Annotated in this window: 1 protein-coding gene; it reads right to left on the reverse strand. The window is 57.5% G+C overall.

Annotated elements, in window-relative coordinates:
• Positions 1 to 90 precede the first annotated feature (90 nt).
• Positions 91 to 4,509, reverse strand: coding sequence for a hypothetical protein (locus HMPREF3145_RS01460; RefSeq protein ID WP_141740776.1), 4,419 nt, complete (start codon positions 4,507 to 4,509; stop codon positions 91 to 93).
• Positions 4,510 to 4,548: the final 39 nt, after the last annotated feature.

Raw genomic sequence — 4,548 nt, forward strand, 5'->3', positions numbered from 1 at the left:
CCACAATCCGAGCAATTGTTCAACAAATCCTCAAAGAACGCCGAAAGCCCGAAGCCAAGTCGGCTTCGGGCTTTCAGGGATCAGAACGATCTACTTCTTGGATTCGTCCTTCTTGTCCTTTGCGCCAGCTTCCTCGGACGGCTTTTCAGCCTGGTCCTTGGAGCTCTTGCCGGAGGAACCGTACATCATCCATTCCTGACCGGTGGCCTCACCGATCTTGTAGGACGAGGTCATCTCCCCCTGGCCGCAGGCACGCAGCACACCGTCGATCAGGAACAGACCGAGCGTGATTGCGCCGAGGGAACCAGCGGCGAGGCTCAGCATCTCCGGGTTGGCGACGTTGAACGCACCCTGGAAGCCAGCTGCGCGGCGAGAACGGTCCTCGTTGTAGATACCCAGACCGCGCTGGATCTGGTCATTCGCCTGACGGATGGCGTCGTTCACCTGAGCGGACAGACCTTCAAGGCCTGGGATGCGAACCTGGGAGAGGATACCCAGCGGGATGGCCAGCAGCAGCGGCGCAGACAGGCCGACGATGGAGGCAATGCACTTGCCGTCGAGCTCAGAGGAGCCCTTCTGGCTGCCGTTGGTGTCCTTCACATTGATGGTGGCTTTGATGTTGACCTTGCGCTCTACGCCCTTAGCTGGGACGCCGTTTTCGACACCACCGATCCAGAGGTAGTCCCACTTACCGTTCGGGATTGCGCCCGGATCGACAATGATCTGGTCGCCTTCGCGCTTGACCTTATTCGGGTCGACCGGAACACACTTGGCGTCATTGCACACCTTGATCTCAACACTGTTGCTGCCGCCGGTGATATTGAAGGTCCAGCCGTCCTTGGCGTTACCTTTCGGCTCGCTGATGGAGATCGACGGCGTCGTGGTGTCGCCCTGCGATGTCGGCGGGATCTCGAGCTCGACGATGCGGACCGGGTTGCCCTCAGGGTCGCGCTCTTCAACGAGAATCTGGGCGTACTTCTGCTCAACCGGAGTGATCTGGACACTACCGTCCGGCAGCTTCTGCTCTTCGACGAGGTCGCGACCACGAAGGATAGTGAAGGTGTTGCCCGGGGTGCCTGGGTTGATCTTGCCGTCGAGCTTCTCGATGTATACGCGACGCTCTTCCTTGAAGTTCAGCGGCTTCGGGTCAGACACGATCTTGATGGTGTGGCGCTTGACCACGACATCGTTACGCATCTCAACAACGGTCACGGTCTTGCCGACCGAACCCGGCTTCGGCGTCAGGATCCACTCGCCGTCCTTGGAGGTATCAACCTCGACCCACTCGGAGCCGTCCTGAACAACGATCTTGTTCTCGTTGCGACGGGTGATCTTGAAGGTGCCGTTCTCGGTGAGCTTGAACTCGTTGTTGATGGTCGTGTTGCCGGAGTTCTTCTTCGTGCCATCAACGTTGAAGATGTAACGGTACACAACGTGGCCGTTTCCATCCTTCACCTCGATGACAGCGCGGCCTTCCTTGCCGTCCTTCGGTTTGACGACGAAACCGCCATCCTGCTTCTCAACATCGATGATGTCCTCACCCTCGGTGACCTTGAAGGTGAAGTTCGTGCTCAGACGGAATCTTGCAGAAATGTTGCCGACAAGATCGAAGGTCTCTTCCTGCACGTCAACCGGCTTGACGTTGAAGATGAAGCGCTGGAACGGCAGGTCACGGGAGTTAAGGTTCTCGATGACAACCTTGCCCTCAGCACCCGGCTTGAACTTAATTTGGCCGTTCTTCAGGTCAGAAGCCTCGAGGTTCACCAGGTTCTCGCCCTCGGTGATGCGCACGACCTGACCGTCCATCACACCAGAGAAGGTAACGAGAGAGTTCGACTCAACGTCCTTGACCTGCTCTTCGACCTCGCCCTTCTTCACGTGGATGGTGTAGGTGGCGATGAGCTTGCCCTGTGCGGTCTCCTCAACAACGATGTCGCCCTCGAAGCCCGGCTTCGGCATGATGCGGTAGACGCCGTCTTCCCGGATCACGGTGGCGTTCTCATCGTTCTTGGTGACCTTGATCGTGTTCGGGGTACCAGCTGCGTCACCCGGGGTGATCTTCACAGTGTTGCGATCGATGACGTCGTACTCGACGTTGCCCGGTGTGAAGTCTTCCTTCTCTGCCGGCTTCGCAATGAAGGTGTAGACGCCTACCAGGATGCGGTCCGGGGAGTTCTTGATGGTCTTGTACAGGTTGAAGGTCGCGGTGTCGTTGGTCTTGTTGGTGACCGTGAACTTGTTGCCCTCACGCTTGACATTCCAGTTGTCCCGGTTGTAAGCGGAACCTGCAGGCTCAAAGATGAAGCCGTCGCCTTCGGCCACGATCTCGCGGGATTCGCCCTCGACGATGTTGTGCGTCTGGACGTCGACCAGCTCGTTCGTACCGTGTTTGATGGTCAGGGTGTAGGTGTAAACGTTGCCGTCCTTGTCGGTGGCCTCGATGACAGCTTCGCCCTCAGCACCCGGCTTCGGGGTGATGATCCAGAAGCCCTCGTCGTCCTTCTCGATGCTCTGAATCAGGTCCTCGCCAGACTTGATCTGCGGCTTCTGCTCAACATCCTTGATCTCAAGCTTGTAGGAGTTGGCGTTACCAATCACGCGGGACTGGTTGAAGCGGTCTGCCAGCGCATCGATGTTGAAGATATAGTTGCTCTCGTTACCGGTGCGCTTGCCGTTGATCTCCTCGTACACCTTGATCTTTGCGGTGCCACGGGAGTTCTTCTTAGCGGTGACCTCAATGCCACCTTCGACAGCCTTGGTGTCGATGATGCCGCCGCCTTCAACGACCTCGTAGTTCCAGTTCTTGTCAATCTGGATGGTCTGCTTCAGGTTGCCAGTACCAACGTTGAAGTAGTGGTTGTTCACCACTGCCTCAGTCTCAACGATCTTCTCGGTCTTCTCGTTGACCACGTTGATGATGTATTCGTGGCGGTTGCCCTCAGCGTCTACGACAACGATGCGAACCGTGCCGCGGCCTTCCTTGACCGGCGTGATCTCCAGGACAGCCTTACCGTTGACAATCTTCTTCTCAACCTTAACCAGGCCGTTCGAATCGTCGACGAACTCGATTTCCCAGTTGCCGAGCTTCTCAACCTCGATCTGGCGGGACTTCTCGGACATGTTGAAGTCGATGGCGTACTTGTAGTTGCGGATGTAGCGCTCCACAATCTTCGTACGCTCGACCTCGGTGACGTTGGTCTTGGTGACATGAGCAGTCACTGTCGTCGTCTTTGGCGCTGCGGTGACAGTTGCGGTCTCCGTCTTCGGCGTTGCGGTGACAGTTTTAGTCGTGTACACCGGCTCAGCCGTCTTCGTCACATACTTGGTCTCCTTCGGAGCATCCTCAGTGACAGTCGGGGTAATCGTCTTGGTCGTGGTGGTCAGAACCGGCTCATCGACGTAACGGGTGACGGTCTTCTGCGGGGCAGTCTCGGTCACCGTGGTCGGCTCGACCTCGCGGGTGTAGGTCTCGGTGTTGTGCTCAACACGCGGACGCTTCGTGGTGGTCACGGTCTTATCCGCCTGCACCACAGTTTGGGTCGTCGTTACGTCCTGCGAGACAACCTCGGTCTTGGTGATGGTCGGCTGCTCAACGACCTCCTTGTGGTGCTCAGGCTGGACGTAGTGAGTCACCGTCGAGGTGCCTGCCGGACGGGTGACAGTCGTCGTGACCGGATCAGCGGTCTTAGTCACCGTCTCGCGGACGATGTTCTTCTTCGGCTCGTAACCTTCAAGACCCGGCTGCGCAATGATAATGATGCGCTGGTTGGTCGGCTCCTTGGTCAGGTCCTCGTAGACGTTGTAGGACTTCGGTACCAGAACGGTGACGTACTCACCGGTCTTGACCTTCAGCTGGGAGAACGCCTGCTCATTCTTGTACAGGAAGAAAGCAGACTGACCAATCGGGTTGCCGTAGTTACGGCGAATCTCAAAGCCCGTCCACTTCAGGAACTCATTGGCGGAAACCTCAGGCGGCTTCGTGCCGGACTGGAACTTCACGTCGCCCTGAATCAGGCCACGCATCTTGTCCAGCTGCTCCAGGTTGTTGGACAGCAGTGCCTGGAGAGCGAAGTTCTTCTTACGAACTTCCTCGGTCTGGCCAGCGTAGTAGCTGTCCAGCATGGTCTTGGTCAGGTTGATGGCAGCCTTCTCAATGTCCGGGTGGATGTTGAGGTCGCCGCCCATGTTGCCGTTAAACCCGTAAAAACCAGAGGTGCCGTCCAGACGACGAACATCAAACTGGGTGTAGTGCTGCGGCACGTCCAGGTGGGCATCGATGCACCAGCCCGGACCGTAGGCCGTAGTCATCAGGTCCATGCTGCGGTTGACCTTGAGCGTCTTGTTGTACTGCAGCGCAGCGTCGTAATCGCCCTGATCCAGTGCTGAGTAGGCGTTTGTAATACGCGGGTCAGCGTCAGCGGTCGGAGCTACGACCGTCACACCACCAAAAGCCACCGTGGCGGAAACCAGGGTGGCCATGACGCGCTTCTTCAGATGTGCGTTCTTCAACGGCTTCATTCCTTACAACTCGGAGGAGATATTCGAAGC

Origin of the sequence: Corynebacterium sp. HMSC05C01 (assembly GCF_001807155.1) — a bacterium.
GTDB classification, from domain to species: Bacteria; Actinomycetota; Actinomycetes; order Mycobacteriales; family Mycobacteriaceae; genus Corynebacterium; species Corynebacterium coyleae.